Source organism: Streptomyces sp. NBC_01481 (assembly GCF_026339995.1).
In the GTDB taxonomy this organism is placed as follows: Bacteria; Actinomycetota; Actinomycetes; order Streptomycetales; family Streptomycetaceae; genus Streptomyces.
Map to the genome: position 1 here is coordinate 1155227 of NZ_JAPEPT010000001.1, position 19661 is coordinate 1174887.

The following is a 19661-nucleotide window of genomic DNA, read 5'->3' on the forward strand; positions in this document are numbered from 1 at the left end:
CGTCGCCGACCTGGTCCGCCGCCCCCGAGGGCGCGCGCCGCCCCGCCTCGGGCCGCCGGCCCCCGTGCCACAGGCGCCGAGACCGAAGTCCCTGTTCGCCCAGATCCAGAGAGACTTGCCGTGAACTCATCGCAGGAATCCGACCTCGACCGTCGGCTCGCCCGGGACCCCATCGCCATCGTCGGCCTCTCCGCGCTCTACCCCAAGTCCAGCAACCTGCAGGAATTCTGGGCGAACGTCGTCTCGGCCGCCGACTGCATCGACGATGTGCCCGCGGACCACTGGGACGTCGACGAGCACTACGACCCCGACCCCACGGTGCCGGACAAGACGTACTCCACGCGCGGCGGGTTCATCCCCGACGTGCCGTTCAACCCCCTGGAGTTCGGCCTTCCGCCGAACACGCTGGAGGTCACGGACGTACTCCAGCTGCTGAGCCTGGTCGTCGCACGCGATCTGCTCAAGGACGCCGGAGCCGACCAGCCCTGGTACGACGCCTCGCGCACCGGCGTCGTCCTCGGCATCACCGGCGCCAACCAGCTGACCCAGCCGCTGACAGCACGGCTCCAGAGCGGAGTGCTCAAGGAGGTCGTCCGTAGTTGCGGACTGTCCGCCAGGGACGCCGAGGAGATCGTCGCCAAGTTCCGCCTCGCGTATGCGCCGTGGGAGGAGAACTCCTTCCCGGGCATGCTCGGCAACGTGGTCGCCGGACGGGTCGCCAACCGGCTCGACCTCGGCGGCATCAACATGACGATCGACGCAGCCTGCGCCAGCTCGCTCGGCGCCGTCCGCACCGCCGCCAGCGAACTGCTCGAAGGCCGCTCCGACACGATGCTGGTGGGCGGCTGCGACGCCGAGAACACCATCTTCATGTACCTGTGCTTCAGCAAGACGCCCGCGCTGTCCAAGTCCGGGCGCATCCGCCCGTTCGACAAGGACGCCGACGGCACGCTGATCGGCGAGGGCATCGGCATGCTCGCGCTGCGCCGCCTCGCCGACGCCGAGCGCGACGGCAATCAGATCTACGCGGTGCTGCGCGGCATGGGCACCTCCAGCGACGGCCGGTTCAAGTCCATCTACGCCCCCCGCAAGGAAGGGCAGATGGTCGCGCTGCGCCGCGCGTACGAGGACGCCGACTGCTCGCCGTCGAGCATCGAGCTCTTCGAGGCGCACGGCACCGGCACCGCCGTCGGCGACGCCACCGAGCTGAGCGCCCTGTCCGCCGTCGTCTCCGACGGCAACGAAAGCCGTCAGTACGCGGCCGTCGGCAGTGTGAAGTCGCAGATCGGCCACACCAAGGCGGCCGCAGGCGCGGCCGGCCTGATCAAGCTGGCGCTCGCGCTGCACCACAAGGTGCTGCCGCCCACCATCAACGTGGACGAGCCCAACCCCGCCATCGACTTCGACTCCGGACCGTTCTACGTCAACACCGAGGCCCGGCCCTGGATCCGCGACCCCGAGCGCCCCAAGCGCCGCGCCGCGATCTCCTCGTTCGGCTTCGGCGGCACCAACTTCCACATGGTGCTCGAAGAGCACGGCGACGGCGAAGACCTGCGCGTCAGCTACCCGGTCGCGGCCGTGCACCTGTGGCACGCCCCGGACACCGCCGCCCTCATCGAGGCCCTCGCCGCCGCTGCGCCCGCGACCGGAGGCCCGGCCCCCGAGGGCCACGCCCGCGTCGCCCTGGTCGCCCGCACCGAGGACGAGCTGAAGACGCTGCGCGAGCTGGCGCTCGGCGAACTGCGCTCCCGGCCCGGGGCGGACGCCTGGTCGCACCCCAAGGGCGTCCACTTCCGCACGAGCGCTACACCGGCCGGCAAGGTCGCTGCCCTCTTCGCCGGTCAGGGCAGCCAGTACGTCAACCTCGGCCAGAGCGCCGTCATGGCGCTGCCGCCGCTGCGTACCGCCTTCGACCGGGCCAACCTGCACTTCGAGGGCTCCGAGCCGCTGTCCCGCATCGCCTTCCCGCCGCCGCTGTTCGGCGACGACGTACGCACGGCGCAGGAGACCGCGCTCCAGGCGACCGCCTACGCCCAGCCCGCCATCGGCGCGCTGTCGGCCGGGCAGTTCCGCTACCTCGGTGAACTCGGCTTCGCCGCCGAAGGGTTCCTCGGCCACAGCTTCGGTGAACTGACCGCCCTGTGGGCCGCGGGCGCACTCGACAACGACGCCTTCTTCGCGCTGGCACGAGCCCGCGGCAAGGCGATGGCCCCGCCGCCGGAGACCGGCTTCGACGCCGGTGCGATGGCCGCCGTCTCCGCCCCCGAGGAGCGCGTGGCCGAACTGCTCGCCGACCGTGCGGGTCTGGTCGTCTGCAACCGCAACGCTGCCGACCAGATCGTGATCGGCGGCGGCACCGAGGAAGTCGAGCGCCTGGTCGCGGCCGCCAAGGCCGCGGGCCTGCGCGCCAGCCGACTGCCGGTCTCGGCCGCCTTCCACACCCCGTTCGTCGGCCACGCCGTCGATGCCTTCCGCGGCGACGTGGAGCGCTTCGAGGTCCGCCGGCCGAACGGCACCGTCTTCGCCAACACCAAGGGCGCGCTCTACGGCGACGACATCGCCGCCAACCGCAAGGTCCTGGCCGAGCAGCTCATCAACCCGGTCGACTTCGCCGCCCGCGTCGAGGAGATGTACGCGGCCGGGTTCCGGGTCTTCGTGGAGTTCGGCCCCAAGAGCGTGCTCACCCAGCTGGTACGCCGGATCCTCGGCGACCGCGAGCACACGGTCGTCAACCTCGACGCCGGTCCCGGACGCGACGCGGACGTCGCGCTCAAGCAGGCCGTCGCCCAGCTCGCCGTCCTCGGACTGCCGCTGGCCACCGCCGACCGCTATGTGGCCGCGCCGGTGGAGAACGCGCCGACCAAGGGGATGTCGATCCTCCTGAACGGCATCAACTACGTCTCGCCCCAGCGCAAGGCGGCCTACCGCGACGCGATCGACAACGGATACCGCATCGCGGTCCCGGCCACTCCGGCCGCTCCGGCGCCGCCCGCGCCCGCTCCGGTGGCGGCACCGGCGGCACGTCAGGCCCTTCCGGCGTCCCCGGACCGGGGTCCGGTGCGGAGCCCCGGGACACCGGCACCGGCGACCGCCTCCGCCGCGACCGGTGTCGCCACCGCCACCGCCCTGGCCACCGCACCGGCACCCGCACCCGCTCCGGTTCAGGCGGCGCCCGCCCCCGCCCCCGCTCCCACCGTCATGGAGACAGCCCACGTGGACAGTGACCGCCTGGCCGATCTTGTGGCCGACCATCTTTCCCTGCACGACGAGTACCTCAACGGCCAGCTGCAGAGCGCCGAACGCCTCACCGGTCTGCTGGAGCGCGCCGCCGACCAGGGGCAGCTCGGCCAGGTGCTGGCCGGGGTCAACGCCGTCAAGGAGCACGGCCTGGACATCGGCCGCAGCCACCTGCGGGCGAATGAGATCCTGCGCGACCTGGCCGGCCTGGAGCTGGGCAACGCCCCGGCCCCGACTCGCGCGGCTGCCCCTCAGCAGATCGCACCGGCCGCCCTCGCCACGGCCCCGCAGGCCGTGACTCCCGCCCAGGTCCCGGCCGCGCTGACGGCGGCCCCGGTCTCGGCAGCCCCGGCTCCCGCCGCACCGCAGGCTCTGCCCGCCGCCGCGCCCGCCGTCGCCGCTCCGGTCCCGGCCACCCCCGCTCCCGCTCCGGCGGCGGTCGTGGTCGCACAGCCCGCGGTGGATGTCGAGGCCGCGCTGCTTGAGGTGGTCGGTGAGAAGACCGGTTACCCGGCGGACATGCTTGAGCTGGACATGGACATCGAGGCGGACCTCGGTATCGACTCGATCAAGCGGGTCGAGATCATGGGCGTGTTGCAGGAGCGCCTGGGCGAGACGGTCGCCGCCGGTCCGGAGCAGCTGGGTGAACTCCGTACCCTGCGCCACATAGTCGACTTCATGGCCGAGGCCGCTGCCGCCGCTCCCGCTGCCGCCGCTCCCGCTCCGGCGGCGGCGGTTGCCGCGAAGCCCGCGGTGGATGTCGAGGCTGTCCTGCTTGAGGTGGTCGGTGAGAAGACCGGTTACCCGGCGGACATGCTTGAGCTGGACATGGACATCGAGGCCGATCTCGGTATCGACTCGATCAAGCGCGTCGAGATCATGGGCGTGATGCAGGAGCGCCTGGGCGAGACAGTCTCCGCCGGACCCGAGCAACTGGGTGAACTCCGTACCCTGCGCCACATAGTCGACTTCATGGCCGAGGCCGCGGGCTCCGCTGCCGCCCCCGCTGCCCCGCAGCCCGCCGCCCCGGCTCAGCCCGCCGCCCCGGCCGGCCCGGACGCCGCAGGTCTGGAAGCCGCGCTCCTCGAGGTCGTCGGTCAGAAGACCGGTTACCCGGCGGACATGCTCGAGCTGGACATGGACATCGAGGCGGACCTCGGTATCGACTCGATCAAGCGGGTCGAGATCATGGGCGTGATGCAGGAGAGGTTCGGCGAGTTGGTCGCCGCCGGTCCCGAGCAGCTCGGTGAACTGCGTACGCTCCGCCACATCGTGGATTTCATGGCGGGCGGCACTGACGCGTCAGTCGCCGCCCAGACCTCCGCGCCCCAGGCCGCCGACGCGACCGCCGCCCAGCCCGCCGCCGACAACTCCCGCGCCGGTATCGGCCGGGCCCAGGCCGCGCTCGTCACCCTCGCCACCCCCGACCTGCTGGTCGGCGCCTACCCGGAGGGCTCGGGCGCGCTGGTCGTGGACGACGGTGCGGACCTCGCGCCGGTCCTCGTGAACCGTCTCATCGAGTCGGGCCGCCACGTGCACGTACTGCGGCTGCCGGGTGTGGCCCAGCGCGTCAGCGGAGTCAAGGACCACTCCCTGTCCGGCTGGGGAGTGACCGAACTCGCCGACCGGATGGAGGAGATCCTCGCCGACCGGATCAGCCTGGTCATCGACCTCTCCGCCGCGCACGGCGGTGACTGGACCGAATCAGTGCGCCGCCTCGCCCACACGCTGCTCGTCGCCAAGCACGCGGTGGAGCCGCTGAACACCGCGGCCACCGCGGGCCGGGCCGCCTTCGTCACCGTCACGCGTCTCGACGGGGCCTTCGGCCTCGGCGGGGTCGACGAGGAGCTCGCCCCCGCCGGCGGTGTGGCGGGCCTCGTCAAGACCCTGGCGGTGGAAGCGCCCCAGCTGTTCACCCGGGCTCTTGACCTCGCCCCCGCCCTCACCCCCGAGGCCGGCGCCGACCTCGTCCTGAACGAGGTCCACGACGCCGTCACCGACACGGTGCAGGTGGGCCACGACGGTACGCGCCGGGTCGGCCTCACCCTCGCCGAGCGGCCGCTGACCGACACGGGCGCCGATATCGCACCGCTCACCTCCGACGACGTACTGGTGGTCACCGGCGGCGGACGCGGCATCACCGCCGACTGCGTGATCGAGCTGGCCAAGCAGTACAAGCCGGGGCTGCTGCTGCTCGGCCGCACCCCGCTGGACGAGGAGCCGCAGTGGGCGCACGGCGTCGAGGCCGCCGCGCTCAAGGCCGCGGCAGCGGGCCAGTTGAAGGCCGCGGGCGAGAAGCCCACCCCCAAGCGGGTCGAGCAGCTCTACCGGGCCGTCGTCGGTGCCCGTGAGATCCGTAAGACCATCGAGGACGTACGGGCCGCCGGAAGTCAGGTCGAGTACCTGGCGGTGGACATCACCGACCCGGCCGCCGTCGCCACCGCCCTCGCTTCGCACAAGGAGCGCATCAGCGGCCTGGTGCACGGTGCGGGTGTCCTGGCCGACCAGCTGATCGCCAACAAGAAGGCCTCCGAGATCGAGCGGGTCTTCGCTCCCAAGCTGGCCGGGCTGCGCGCCGTGACCGCCGCGCTGCCCGCCGACGCACTGCGCCACGTGGTGCTCTTCTCCTCGGTCGCCGGATTCTTCGGCAACCGCGGCCAGTCGGACTACGCCATGGCCAACGAGGTCCTCAACGCCTGGGCGTCCTCCTGGAAGCAGCGCCACCCGGCCTCCCGCGTCACCTCGCTCAACTGGGGTGCCTGGGACAGCGGAATGGTCTCCCCGGAGGTCAAGGCCGTCTTCCAGGAACGCGGCATCACGCTGATCCCGGCGGACACCGGAGCCCAGATGTTCACCGAGCAGTTCGCCCCCGAGCACGCCGGGGACGTGGTGACCGTACTCGGCCCGACGACGCCCCTCTCGGAGCCGGAGCGGACCGTTCCCACGGCCACCGTCACCGTCGAGCGAAACCTCGGCGAGCTGGCGGGCGACCCGATCCTCACCGACCACGTCATCGGCGATTCGCCGGTGCTGCCGGCGGCCGTCGCGCTCGGCTGGGCGATCGGCGCGGTCGAGCGGGCCGGTGCCACCGAGGTGCGCCAGGTCAGCGACTTCTCGGTCCACAAGGGCATCGTCTTCGACGGTACGCAGGCCGAGCAGGTCAGCCTGGTGATGACCCCGGCCGGGGACACCGTCAAGGTGGCCATCCGCGCGACCGACGCCGAGGGAGTCGCACGACCGCGCTACGCGGCCGTCGTCGCCCCGGGGACCACGCTCGCCGATGCCACGGTCGCCGGACTGCCGGCGCTCGGCTCGGGCCGGGACGCCGCCGGCTTCTACAGCGACGGAACGCTCTTCCACGGACCTGCCCTGCGCGGTGTGCGCCGGGTGCTGGCCGAGGACGGGTCCCGGCTGGTCCTCGAGTGCGAACTGCCCGAACTCCGGCCCGCCGGAGGCGCCTTCGGCGGCTCCCGCTTCGCGCCGGGTACGGCGGACCTGCTGCTCCAGGCGGGCCTTGTGTGGGTGAGGCTGTTCCGCGGCACCGCGGGGCTGCCCCTCTCCGTGGGCCGGGCCGATCTGCACCACCCGCTGCCGGACGGTGAGCCGTTCCTGATCGTGGTGGAGCCCGCACCGTCGGGCAGCAGCATCGGAGCCTCGCTCACCATCACCGCCTGCGCCCCCGACGGACGGGTGCTCACCCGCTTCGACGGCGTATCCGTGGTCTCGGCCCCGCAGTTGGCGGCCAAGTTCATCAGCAGCTGATTGACGCCTCGTAGCTGACGCAAGCGATCGGGTCGGCCCGGACGGTGCTCACCGTGCCCCAGCCGTCCGGGCCGGCCGCCCCTCAGAAGGGACCCCAGAGCTCTCATGAGCAAGTACGCCATCGTTGGCCTCTCCTGCCTGTTTCCAGGAGCGGAGACACCTGCCGAGTTCTGGCAGAACCTCCGTACCGGGGCGGACAGCCGCAAGGAAGGGGGCGAAGAGGTCTTCGGCCCCGCCCTCGACGCCCGGGACACCGACCCCCAGCACGGCATCTACTGCAGCCGGGGCGGCTTCATCACAGACTTCGACTTCGACCCGTCCGGCTATCTCCTCGACCCCGGCCATCTCGCGGGGCTCGACCGCATCTTCCACTGGTCCCTGCATGTCGCCAGGGAGGCGCTGCGCGACAGTGGCCACGCGGACCGCCCCGAGACCCTCGCCCGTACCGGACTGATCCTGGGCAACTACTCCTTCCCCACGCCCACCTCCGCCGAGGTCAGCGTGCCGCTGGTCCAGGAGGCGGTTCTGGAGGGGCTGCGAGGGGCCGGGCACCCGGCGCTCGGCGCGCTCGCCGAGCAGGAGCGCCGCATCGACCGCGACGCTCTCAAGCCCGAGGACCTGCGGGTCAGCGGCTCCCCGTCGTCCCTCGCCGCCACCGCGCTGGGCCTCGGCGGCCCCCGCTACGCGCTCGACGCCGCCTGCTCGTCCGCGCTGTACGCGCTCAAGCTGGCCTGCGACCATCTCGCCGCGGGCCAGGCCGACCTGGTGCTGGCCGGCGGTGTCTGCGCGCCGGACCCGACGCTGATCCACCTGTCGTTCTCGGACCTGCAGGCCTACCCCCGCGACGGCTTCAGCCAGCCCTTCGACGACAGGTCCGGCGGCATCCTCACCGGCCAGGGCGCGGGCATGGTCGCGGTCAAGCGGCTGGCCGACGCGCTGCGTGACGGCGACCGGATCCACGCCGTCGTCGACGGCATCGGCCTGACGAACGACGGCAGCGGACGCCATCTGCTGGTCCCGCAGGGAGGCGGCCAACTCCAGTCGTACGAGCTGGCGTACGAGCAGGCGGGCATCGACCCGACCACCATCGACTACCTGGAGTGCCACGCCACCGGTACTCCCATCGGCGACTCGACCGAGGCCGATTCGGTGGCCGCGTTCTTCGGCGACGCGGGCAAGGTCCCGCTGATCGGCTCGGTCAAGGGCAACATCGGCCACCTCCTCACCGTGGCCGGGCTCAGCAGCATGCTCAAGGTCATCCTGGCCATGGGCAACGGCCACATCCCGCCGACCATCGGTGTGGAGCGGCCGGTCGCCTCCAAGGACGGACGCGTCGGCGAGGACACGCTGGTCCGCACGGGCCGGGAGTGGCCGCGCGGTGAGGACCCTCGCCGGGGAGCGGTCTCCGCCTTCGGCTTCGGCGGCACCAACGCGCATGTGGTGCTCTCCGAGCCGGTCGCCGAGACCGTCACCGAGGCGGCCGCGGCCACCGTGCCCACCCTCGATGTGGTGGGCCTGGGCGCGCACTTCGGCTCGTTCGACTCCCTCGACGCCTTCGAGCGTGCCGTCCACGAGGGCAGCGACGCACTGGGCCCGCTGCCCGAGCGGCGCTGGCGCGGCCTCGACCAGACCCGCGGCGGCTCCCTGGAGCACGGCACCGGCGTCTCGCCCGACGCGCTCCCGCACGGCGCCTTCGTGGACGGGCTCGGCATCGACCCCGTAGACCTCAAGATCCCGCCGTCGGACCTGCGGACGTACAACCTCCAGCACGCGCTCGCCTCCAAGGTGGCCGACGAGGCTCTGCACGACGCCGGCTTCAGCCGCGCCGTGGCTCAGGGCCAGACCGCTCCCGCACCGCGCCGGGTCGCGGTCGTGGTGGCCATGGAGATCGAGCCCATGACGCATCTGCGGCTCACCCGCCGCACGCTCGGGGCCTTCGTACGCGAGGAGTTCGAGCGGGCCGGAGTCGCGATCGACGAGGAGCAGCTGGCCGCCGTGACGGCGGTCGGCCGCGACGCGGTGGTCGACCCGATCGTCGCCAACGAGGTGCTCAGCTTCATCGGCAACGTGATGGCGAGCCGTATCTCCTCGCTGTGGAACCTGACCGGACCGTCCTTCACCGTCTCCTCCGACGGTTCGGGCACCGCCGAGGCCCTGGAGGTCGCACGGCTGCTGCTGCTCGACCCCAGCATCGAGGCGGTCCTCGTCGGAGCGGTCGACCTGGCGGGCTCGGCGGAGAACCTGCTGCTGCGGCCCGATGTGGTCGCCGAGGCCGGGCTGACCTTCGGGGAGGGCAGCCGTGGCCGCCGTATCGGCGAGGGCGCGGGCGCGATTGTCGTCACCCGCCCCGGCGAGTCCGAGTCGACGGTGTACGCGCGCCTGGACTCGGTCGCCATCCGGCATGCCGCACCGGTCGACGGCGCGGTGCCCGAGGCCGACGCTGCGACCCTCGCATCCGCGGCCGAGGCGGCGCTGACCGCCGCGGGCGTCACGGCAGCCGACATCGGCTATCTGGAGGCCCACGCCGGCGGCACCGACATCCAGGACCGGGCCGAGATCGCCGGACTGGCCCGGGTCTACCCGGCCGCCGGCGGAAGTGTGGCCCTCGGCAGCGCCAAGGCGCAGATCGGCGACGCCGGTTGTGCCGCGACCATGGCCGGACTCATCCGGTCCGTGCTCTGCCTGCACCACGGCTATCTGCCCGGCACCAGCGGCTGGAGCCGCCCCGCCGGTGAGCTGGCCGACGACTTCGCCGCCTCCGCGCTGTACGTCCCGGACGCGTCGCGCCCGTGGCTGCGCGAGACCAAGGGCGCCCGCCGGTACGCGGCCCTCAGCTTCATCGGCGCCTCCGGAGCCCACGGCCACCTCGTGCTCTCCGCCGAGGCCACCCGTGGCGCGGTCACGCCGAGCGACTGGCAGCGCGCGGGCGGTCCCGTCGTACTGCCCCTGGCCGCCGACTCCTTCGAGGCCCTGCACGCCTCGATCGAGCAGCATCTGGAACTGCTCGAAGTCGCCGACCCGTACGCGCTGGCCCGCGATGCGGCCAAGGAACTCGCGGGCAGGAAGCTGCGCGCGGTCTTCGTCGGCCGTGGCCGCGCCGAGCTGCGGGCCCAACTGGAGCTCGCCGCAAGGGATCTGCCCGGCGTGCACGCCGCGGGCGGCGAGTGGGCCACCCCGGCCGGGAGCTTCTTCACCGCCCGGCCCATCGGCCCCGACGGCAAGGTCGCCCTGGTCTACCCGGGCGCGTTCAACTCCTATCCGGGACTCGGCCAGGACTTCTTCCGGGCCTTCCCGGGGCTGCTCGACCGGTTCGAGAGCCAGGCGGACGAGCCTGCGCTGCACCTTCGTTCCCGCGCCCTCTACCCGCGCACCCAGGTCACCCCGGGGCGGCGCGAACTGATGGGCCTGGAGGCCGAACTGGGCGAGGACATCCCGTTCATGCTCGCCACCGGAACCAGCTTCGCGATCCTCTACACGGACCTGGTCCGGGAGGTGCTCGGCGTCCTGGCGCACGGCGGCTTCGGCTACAGCCTCGGCGAGTCGAGCATGCTCTTCGCCACCCGGGGCTGGCTCCCCGAAAGCCGCCGCGACGAGCTGATCAGCGATACGCCGATCTTCAAGGACCGGCTGTGCGGGCCGAAGCGTACGGTGCGCGAGCACTGGGACCTGCCCGAGTCCGTCCCCGACGGGCAGGTGTGGGCCAGCCATGTGCTGCTCACCGACGCGGACACCGTCCGGGACGCGCTGACCCGCTACGACCGGGTCCACCTCACGCACATCAACACCCCCAACGAGCTGGTGATCGCCGGAGACCCGGCCCAGTGCAAGGCCCTCGTCAAGGAACTGGGCTGCCCCGCCGCGCGCTCACCCGTCAACGCGGTCATGCACTGCCCGGTCGTCGACGCCGAAGTCGGCGGCCTGGCCGGTCTGAACGACTACCCCACCGGCTCGTTCGGCGATCTGGAGCTGTTCAGCGCCTACGACTACGAAGCGCTGCCCGGCCTTGCCCGCAAGGAGATCGCCCGGCGCATCGCCCACACCCTGCGCTCCCCGATCGACTTCCCGCGCCTCGTACAGGGCGCGCACGACCGCGGATTCCGCTACTTCCTGGAGGTCGGCCCCAGCGCGACCTGCTCGCGCTGGATCCACGACACGCTCGGCGACGCGGCCCATGTCGCGCTGCCGGTGGACCGGCGCGGGGCGCCGGCCACGAAGTCCGTCGCGCAGCTGGTGGCCCGCCTGGTCAGCCACGGTCTGGAACTCGATCTGAGGCCGCTGCTGGGTACCGCCGCGGACCAGGTCCCGGCCAGGTCTGCCCGCGCCTCCCGGTTCCGGGTCGGCGGCGGTGACCCCGTACCGGCGCGCGTCGCCCGGGGGATCGCGGCGACCCGCCCGGCGGCCGAGCCGGCTTTGGCACCGCAGCCCGTGGCCGCCGCGGCGGCACCCGCCAGGCCCACCCCCGCCCCCACACCAGCCCCTACCCCTGTGCCCGTACCGCCCGCGCCCGTCCCGTCCGTACCGCCGGAGGACTCCGTCATGCCTGCCGACCCGACTCTCGCTGACGCGGAGGTCATCGCCTTCGACGGCACCCCGATCTCCTTCCTGCCGTGGGCGCCGCCCGCGCCCGGGGCACCCGAGCCCGCTGCCTCAGGACCGGTGCCCGCGGCACCGGTCGCCGTACCGGTCGCGGCACCGACTGCCCCCACGGCGGCACCCGCCAAGCCCGCCCCCGCATCCGCGGACCCCGCCGCCGATCTGGTCCGCGAGATCCGCCAGCAGATGGTCGCCACCCACTCGGTGGTGATGGAGACCCAGCGCATCCTCCAGGGCGCCACGCTCAGCCGGATGGAGGCGCTCCTCGACGGAGCCACCGCCCCGGCACCCGCACCCGCCCCGCGCACCGCGGACCTCGCACAGCAGCCGGCCCTGACGGCGGCCGTGTCCGACCAGGCCGTACGCCCGGCCCTGCCCCCGGTCGCTCCCGCCCGCCCCGCGGCGCCCGCCGCTTCCGGGCCCGCCACGCCGCCGCCCCCGCCCGCCGACCGCGAGGTCAAGGAGGGCGTGATCAAGGAGGGCGTGATCAAGGAGGGAGTGATCTGGGACGAGGCGGACCTGCTGGAGTTCGCCGTCGGTTCCGTCGCCAAGGTCTTCGGCCCGGAGTTCGGCGTCATCGACGGCTACGCCAAGCGCGTCCGGCTGCCCGCACCCCCGTACCACTTCGTCACCCGCGTCACCGAACTCAGCGGTACGACGGGCGAGTTCAAGCCCGCCACCATCACCACCGAGTACGACGTCCCCGAGGACGCCTGGTACGCCGTGGACGGCGGCGTGCCGCCGGCCGTGACCGTCGAGGCCGGCCAGTGCGACCTGCTGCTCGTCAGCTACCTCGGCATCGACTTCCGCAACAAGGGCGAGCGCGTCTACCGGCTGCTCGACAGCACGCTGATCTTCCGCGGCAATCTGCCCCGGGTCGGCCAGACCCTGCGCTACGACATCTCCATCGACCGCTTCGTCCACCAGGGCGACACCACGCTCTTCTTCTTCAGCTACAAGTGCTACGCCGACGGTGAGCTGATCCTCGAACTCCACGACGCCTGCGCCGGGTTCTTCAGCCAGGCGGAGCTCGACACCCCGCTCGGCGTCGTCATGACCGAGAAGGAGAAGGCCGCCCGCGCCGCGCTCCCCAAGGGCTGGTTCAAGCCCCTCGCGTACACCGAGAAGAACCACCTGACCTCCGACGACCTGGAGCTGCTTGCCCAGGGCCGCATCGGTGAGGTCTTCGGCCCGGACCACGCCCAGGACCCGGGCATCAACCCGGCGATCCGGCTGCCCGACGCCAAGCTGCGGATGGTCGACGAGGTCACCATCGACCGCAAGGCCGGTCCGCGCGGCCTCGGTACCCTCAGCGCGATCAAGAAGCTGACGCCCGACGCCTGGTACTTCACCTGCCACTTCCCGGACGACCACGTCCTTGCCGGCTCGCTGGTCGCCGAGGGCGCGGTACAGCTGCTGCAGATCTACCTGATGCACCAGGGCATGCATCTCACCCTGCCCGACGCGGCCTTCCAGTGCGTCACCGACGTCCCGATCGAGGTCCAGGTCCGCGGCCAGATCACCCAGCAGCACGAGGAGATCCGCTACGAGGTCGAGGTCATGGAGCTCACGCTCCTGCCCCGGGCCACGGTGATCGCCGACGTGCTGATCTACCTCGGCGACAAGCCGGTCATCAAGATGAAGGGCCTGGGCCTGCAGGTCCGCGAGAAGGAGGGCACGCCCTACCGTCCCGAGGCGGGCGGTGTGCCGCAGTTCCTCGGCCGCCGCAACAGGAACGGCGAGGCGGCGATGATCAACGAGATGCATCTGGCGCACGCCGCCAAGGGCCTGCTCGACGTCGCGATGGGACCGGAGTTCGAGGTCTACCGCAACAGCCGCGCCCCCTACATCCCCAACGGGGACTTCCAGTTCGTCGACCGGGTCATGTCCCTCAAGGGCACGCGCGGCGACCTGCGCAGCCCCGGCTCGGAGATGGTCACGGAGTACGACTCCCCGGCCGATGCCTGGTACTACGAGCAGAACTCCCACCCGCACATGCCGAACGCGATCTACATGGAGTCCTCGCTCCAGGCGGCGATCTTCCTCGGCTACTACCTCGGCGCGACCCTCGAACGCCCCGAAGAGCAGTACGCCATCCGCAACCTGGACGGTCGGGCGACGCTGGTCAAGGACATCGACCTGCGCGGCAAGACCATCCGCCACCACTCCAAGCTGCTGATGACCAGCGCGGTCTCCGGTGCGGTGCTGCAGAACTTCAGTTACGAACTGTCCGCCGACGGCGAGGTCTTCTACGTCGGCGAGTCGCTGTTCGGCTACTTCAGCGAGGCGGCGCTGGCCAACCAGGTCGGCCTGGACAACGGCAAGTGGGTCGCTCCCTGGATCGAGACGGCGAACGTCGACACCGCCAGGGTCCGCCGGATCGAACTCCCGGAGAACGCGCCGGCGTTCACCGACCCGGCCGGCGGCCGGCTGCATCTGCCCGGTGGGCACTTCGCGCTGGTGGACCGGGTCGACGTCGTTGAGGACGGCGGCAACCACGGCAAGGGCTATATGCACGGGTTCCGCGAGATCCGGCCCGACGAGTGGTACTTCGACTGCCACTTCCACCGCGACCCGGTGATGCCCGGTTCGCTCGGCGTCGAGGCCATCCTCCAGGCGATGCGCCTGTTCGTGATCGACCAGAACCTCGCCGACGGCATGGAGCGGCCGCACTTCGCGATGGCCACCGATGTGGAGATGGCCTGGAAGTACCGCGGCCAGATCCTGCGCCACGACAAGGAGTTGCAGTTCGACGTGCACATCAAGGAGGTCCGGCGCGAGGCGGACCGCCTGCTGATCATCGCCGACGCGGATCTGTCGAAGCCGGGCCTGCGCATCTACGAACTCACCGACGTGGCCATCGAGGTCCGTACCGCCGGCGCCTGACGGTCCGTACCCGCGCACAGCCCAAGGAGCTTCGTTTCACCATGGATATTCGCGAGACCCCTCTCCGATGGTCCGGAGACCGGTACCCCAGCACCGATCCGGCCGGGATCTACAACGCGCTGGCCGATCTCGACCAGCCCTGTTTCATCGTCGTCACGCCGGACGGGATCGGTGCCGTCTCCGGCGGCTCGGTTGCCGGCGGCGGTGACGGCCTGCCGCTGCTCGCCGCCGCTCAGCCGCTGCCCCCGCAGCGGCTGGGTTCGGCCGCCTTCCTCGCCGCCCACCGGGTGCGCCAGCCGTACATGGCGGGCGCCATGGCAGGCGGGATCGCCTCGGCCGACATGGTGATCGCCCTGGCCCGTGAGGGCTTCCTCGCCTCCTACGGCGCGGCCGGCCTGCTGCCCGAGACGATCGAGAAGGCGCTCGGCCGGTTCGCCGCCGAGATCCCGGGACTTCCGTACGCCGTCAATCTGATCCACAGCCCCAGCGAGGACCGTCTTGAGCGGGAGGCGGTGGAGCTGTTCCTGCGGCACGGCGTGCGGTGCGTGGAGGCGTCGGCCTTCATGGACCTCACCCCGCATGTCGTGCGCTACCGGCTGGCCGGACTGCGTACGGACCAGGACGGCCGGGTGGTCGCCGAGAACCGGCTGATCGCCAAGATCTCCCGCTCCGAGACCGCCGAGCGCTTCATGCGCCCGGCCCCGGCCACCCTGGTCAGCTCCCTCCTTGAGCAGGGCCTGATCACCCACGACCAGGCGGCACTTGCCCATCATGTGCCGCTGGCCGACGACATCACCGTCGAGGCGGACTCGGGTGGCCACACTGACCGGCGTCCGCTGCCCGCGCTGCTGCCGACCATCCTTCGGCTGCGCGACACCGTCCAGCGCGAGCACCGCTACGCCGTGCCGATCAGGGTCGGGGCCGGCGGCGGCCTCGGCACACCGGTCGCGGTGGCCGCGACCTTCGCGATGGGCGCCGCCTACGTCGTCACCGGCTCCGTCAACCAGTCCTGCCTGGAGTCCGGGGCGTCCACCGAGTCCAAGGCGATGCTCGCCGAGGCGGGCATCGCCGATGTCGACATGGCCCCGGCCGCCGACATGTTCGAGATGGGGGTGGACCTCCAGGTCCTCAAGAAGGGCACCCTCTTCCCGATGCGGGCCCGTCGGCTCTACCAGATCTACCAGGCCCACGACGGCATCGACGCGATCCCCGCGCCCGACCGGGCCAAGCTGGAGCAGCAGATCTTCCGGCGGCCGCTGGAGGACGTCTGGCAGGAATGCGTCGGCTACTTCCAGCGCCGCGACCCGGAGCAGCTCACCCGCGCCGCGGGCAACCCCAAGCGCAAGATGGCGCTGATCTTCCGCTGGTACCTGGGCATGTCCTCGCGCTGGGCGGTCGTCGGCGACAAGGACCGCGCCATGGACTACCAGATCTGGTGCGGCCCGGCGATGGGCAGCTTCAACGACTGGGTGACCGGCAGCTATCTGAAGACCCCGGGCAACCGGCGGGTCGCCGACGTGGCCCACCACCTGATGCTCGGCGCCGCCTTCCACACCCGGCTCGCGCAGCTGCGCAGCACCGGTGTGCACATCCCCTCCACGGCCGGCGACTACCGTCCGGTGCCGCTGGAGACCCCGGCCCACGGCTCGCCGGCGGGTATGCGATGACCCTGCTCACGCCGGACGAGCTGGAGGCGCTGCTCGGCGACCCCGGCGACAACACCAATCCGTACGGCTTCGCCGCCGCCGTCGAGCGTGACGAGCGCGACGAGTTCCCCACCGCGCTCTGCGACGAGCTGCGCCGGGCCGGGTTCCACCTCAACTACCTGCCCAAGTCGTGGGGCGGCGAGCTGGAGTCCTTCGACCGCAGCCTCACCCTCGTACGGTCGGCGGCCCGCCGGGACGTCAACATCATGCCCGGCACGATGTTCAGCATCATCGCCGCGACCTGTCTGCAGCTGCACGGCACACCGGAGCAGCAGCGCCGGGCAGCCGAGATCCTGACCGGCGGCGGGGCGGTGGCCTTCGCGCTCACCGAGGCGGAGCACGGCAGCGATCTGCTCACCAACGAGGTACGGCTGAGCCCGGAAGGCGAGCTGACCGGCGAGAAGTGGATGGTCGGCCTCGGCATGAGCTGCGAGGCGGTGTACGTGATCGCCCGCACCGGCGAGCGCGGCCCCGGCGCCTTCTCCGCGGTCCTGCTCGATCTGGCCGACATCCCCGAGGGACAGCTGGAGCGCACTCCCGCGGTCCGTACGGGCGGTATGCGCGGCATCGACATGGCCAGGCTGCGTTTCAACGGCCTGAAGGTGCCCGAGAAGGCGCTGGTCGGCAAGGAGGGCGAGGGGCTCGAAGCGGCCGTCAAGGCCCAGCAGGCCGTGCGGCTGATGAGCATGGCGGGCAGCCTGGGCATCGCGGACACCGCGCTGCGGCTCGCGCTGGAATTCGCCACGACCCGCAGGATCGGCCGCACCGTCCTCACCGAATCGCCGCACCCCCGGCGTGAACTGGCCGTCGCCGCCGCGGCGTTGCTGGCCGCCGACACGGTGGCGCTGACCGCGGCACGCGGCGTCCATGTGGTGCCCGAGGCGTTCAGCGTCTGGGCACTGGCCGCCAAACACGTAGTGGCGGAGGCTACCGACGAGCTCATCCGCCGCTGCGGCACAGTGCTCGCCACCCGCTCGGTCCTGCGTGAGGGCGAGCGGGGGGCGGGCCTGTTCCAGAAGCTCCAGCGGGACTCGGCGGTCGTCCGGGTGATCGACGCGAGCACCCTGGCCAACCTCCGTTCCTTCGCGGGCCAGTTGCCCACGCTGACGGAGGGCGCTGCGGAGCCGGACCCGGAGGCCGTCGCCGCCGTCTACGGGCTCGACGCCGATCTGCCCGCGTACGAACCGGCCAGGCTCGACATGTTCGCCCGCGGCGTCGACCCGGTGCTCGCCGGACTCCCGGACGCCGCCACGGACGTCGCCGGGGCCCTGGGCGACGACGAGAGCGCGACCCCCGTCGTCGAACTGCTCGGGCAGCTGGCCGGGGCCGTGGCCGGGCTCGGCGATCTGACCCGGGCCGCACGGGAGCGCGGCGCCGACCCGAACGCGCTGGTCGACGCCGCCGAGCGGTACGCCTGGCTGCACGCGGCCGCCTCCTGCGTCCACCTGTGGTGGGCCAACCGGGACCGGTCGCTGTACGGCACGCCGCCCGGCTCCGCCGGCTGGCTGGGCGCGACGCTCGGCTATCTGCTCGCCCGGGCCGACGGCGTCGACCCCCGCCACCACGGGGACGTACTGACGCCCGCGCTCGACGCCGTCGTGGCGCTGCGGGAGACCGGCCGGCTGTTCTCCGCCCTGCCCGTCCGACTGGCCACCACCCGATAGGAGTTCTTCATGTCCAAGGCCGACCTGACCGCGCTGGCCGCGCAGTTGGAAGAGCACCTCGGTGACCCGCACGACCCGGGCAGCCGGATTCCCTTCACCCGGGTTCTGGACCACGACGAGAACCAGGAGTACCCGCACGCCTTCGTCAACCAGCTCCGCCGCTGGGGCGTGCTCGACCACACCCTGCCCGCCGCGCACGGCGCCCGGGCCGACGACATCGAGACCGGTTTCAACCTGATGCGGCTCGTCGCCCGCCGTGACGTGACGACCGCCACCGCCCTGGTCATCAACGTCCTCGGCTTCCTGCCCGCGTGGATGGGCGGAACGGACGAGCAGAAGCGCTCTTTGATCGAGGAGATGCAGCGCGGCCGCGGACTGTCCTGGGGACTGACCGAACGCGAGCACGGCAGCGATCTGCTCGCCAACGAGGTGGTCGCCGAGAAGGTCGACGGCGGCTACCGGCTGACCGGCGAGAAGTGGCTGATCGGCAACGCCACCGTCTGCGACAAGGTGGCCGTCCACGCCCGCACCGGCAAGCGCGGCGGCCCGGCCGCCCACTCCATCCTCATGGTGGACAAGTGGCTCCTCGACGCCGACACCGTCGAGGAACTGCCGGTCGAGAAGCTGCACGGACTGCGGGCCCTCGACCTCAGCGGGCTGCGCTTCAAGGGCGCGTTCGTCCCCGAGTCCGCGCGGATCGGAGCCGAGGGCCAGGGCCTGGAACTCGCGCTCAAGTCCGGCCAGCTGGCGCGCGCCGTGATCAGCAGCTTCGCGATGTCGGCCACCGACACGGCGCTGCGGCTCGTCCTCGACTTCACCGAGGTCCGGGTCCTGATGGGCGGCACGGTCAGCGATGTCCCCTACAGCCGCCGCCAGTTGACCGAGTCCTTCGCCGACCTGATGCTGGCCGACGCCGTGAGCCTGGGCGCGGTCCGCGCGCTGCAGGCGGCGCCGGAGCAGATCAGCGTGTGGTCGTCGGTGGTCAAGTACCTGGTGCCGACGCTGCTCGAGAAGACCATGTCGCAGCTGAACGTGGTCCTCGGCGCGCGCTTCTTCCTGCGGGACCACCCGCACTACGGCATGCACCAGAAGATGCTGCGGGACCTCATGGTCGCCAACTTCGCCGACGGCAACACCGTGGTGAACCTGCGCAACATCGGCCAGCAGCTGGGCGGTCTGCTGACCACCGCGGGCGGCGCCGCCCCGGAGGTTCTTCAGGCCTCGGCCGAACGCGCCGCCACCCTCTTCGGCATGGACAGCGAGCTGCCACCGTACGAGCCGGTGAAGCAGGAGATGTTCAGCCGCGGGCTCGACGACGCGGTGCTCGCCGGACCCGACGCGGTGCGCCGGCTGCGCGTCCTGGCCGAGGACGCCAAGGGCACCGAGCGCGACTGGCTGCTGAAGGCGGCCGACGTGGCCGAAGAACTGCTCGGCCGGGTCACCTCGATGAGCGAGCGGTCCGCTGCGCTCAAGGCCGAACTGGGCCGGGACTACGCGCAGTCGACGGAACTCTTCGAGCTGTCGAAGGAGTACTGCCTGCTCCATGCCACCGCGGCCTGCGTGCTCACCTTCGTCCACTCGCACGACGCGCTGGAGGACCCGCTGCCCAGCGGCGCTCTCCTGCTGCTCCAGATGGAGCGGCTGCGCAAGCACCTGTACCCGTACGAGTCCGTCACCGACCAGGTGGTGATCGACGAGGTGATGCGGGTGCTGCGCCATCTGCACCGCGAGAACCTGCTCTTCTCGCACTGGCAGTTCCCGCTCGCCGAGCGCACCGTCGACGCCGCCGCCACCCGCCTCTGACCGGCCGGGA

5 protein-coding genes are annotated in these 19661 nt (G+C 71.9%); all 5 read left to right on the top strand.

All coding sequences use genetic code 11. The features are described 5' to 3' along the window. The first annotated feature begins 120 nt into the window (after positions 1-120). The 5 genes from OOK40_RS05365 (at position 121) to OOK40_RS05385 (ending at position 19651) form a co-directional block, all read left to right on the top strand. Positions 121-6999, top strand: a complete 6879-nt coding sequence (locus tag OOK40_RS05365; protein ID WP_266476926.1) for a type I polyketide synthase — start codon at positions 121-123, stop codon at positions 6997-6999. A gap of 105 nt (positions 7000-7104) precedes the next feature. Next, on the top strand, positions 7105-14478 hold the full coding sequence (locus tag OOK40_RS05370; RefSeq protein WP_266476928.1) for a beta-ketoacyl synthase N-terminal-like domain-containing protein: 7374 nt from the start codon (positions 7105-7107) through the stop codon (positions 14476-14478). Between the two features lie 41 nt (positions 14479-14519). After that, on the top strand, positions 14520-16145 hold the full coding sequence (locus tag OOK40_RS05375) for a PfaD family polyunsaturated fatty acid/polyketide biosynthesis protein (RefSeq protein ID WP_266476929.1): 1626 nt from the start codon (positions 14520-14522) through the stop codon (positions 16143-16145). Then, the gene (locus OOK40_RS05380; protein ID WP_266476931.1) at positions 16142-17848 is read left to right on the top strand and encodes an acyl-CoA dehydrogenase family protein; all 1707 of its coding nucleotides are present in this window, start codon (positions 16142-16144) and stop codon (positions 17846-17848) included. Before OOK40_RS05375 ends, OOK40_RS05380 begins: the two co-directional genes overlap by 4 nt. A 9-nt stretch (positions 17849-17857) precedes the next feature. Next, the gene (locus OOK40_RS05385) at positions 17858-19651 is read left to right on the top strand and encodes an acyl-CoA dehydrogenase family protein (RefSeq protein ID WP_266476933.1); all 1794 of its coding nucleotides are present in this window, start codon (positions 17858-17860) and stop codon (positions 19649-19651) included. The last annotated feature ends 10 nt before the right edge of the window (positions 19652-19661 follow it).